Source organism: Burkholderia sp. TSV86 (assembly GCF_001522865.1).
Classification (GTDB): Bacteria; Pseudomonadota; Gammaproteobacteria; order Burkholderiales; family Burkholderiaceae; genus Burkholderia.
Genome location: NZ_LOWB01000053.1, coordinates 1 through 689 on the forward strand (window position 1 = coordinate 1; position 689 = coordinate 689).

Genomic DNA, 689 nt, shown 5'->3' on the forward strand with positions numbered 1-689 from the left:
AATGTATTACCGACAGAAAGTTGTTATGCGGAGTCTGGATTCCCGGGAGTTGAGACGGAAGGAGTCTGGTCACCGGAACTCGACATAAATGTTTGGACGGATGGCGAGGTCCCGCAGCTCGAATGCGGCGTACGTGACCTCCGTGGCGCTACAGCGAATGCAACCACTCGAGCAAGGACTTGTTTTGCTGCCAGGACGGAATTCGCGGAAGCGTCGAACCGTCCACTGCTTTTTCGAGCGCTTTTCGCTTCATCTCAAGATTTGCGCGAGCATAGATCTCCGTTGTCTTCACATCCACGTGACCGAGGAAGTCGCGGATGATCTCGAGCGGCACGCCACTCTGCAACAGGTGCATGCCCTTGGTGTGCCTCAGGCTGTGAGGACTCACCCGCTGTGTGAAGTCGGGATGACTTTGCCGTACAGGAATCACATATTTTTGCAGGAGATAGCGCACGCCCGAGCGCGATAACCTTGTGCCTTGCCGGTTCCGGAAGAGCGGCTTGTCGGCTTGTTCAGGACGATCGAGGTTGCTGTCGCGTCGATACTGGCGCAGCAGTTCGACTGTCGAGTCCATCAGAGGTACGGCGCGCGGCTTTCGCCCCTTTCCCATGAGCCGCACCTGCGATGGAGAATCCAGGCGCACGTCGCTGACGTTCAGGTCAATCAACTCCTGCACCCGGGCACCGGTG

General features: G+C 57.6%; 1 protein-coding gene. It reads right to left on the reverse strand.

Translation table 11 applies throughout. The annotated features are described in order from the left end of the window. Positions 1–148: 148 nt before the first annotated feature. On the reverse strand, positions 149–689 hold a 541-nt coding region (locus WS68_RS08560; RefSeq protein ID WP_156429408.1), incomplete at its 5' end, for a tyrosine-type recombinase/integrase.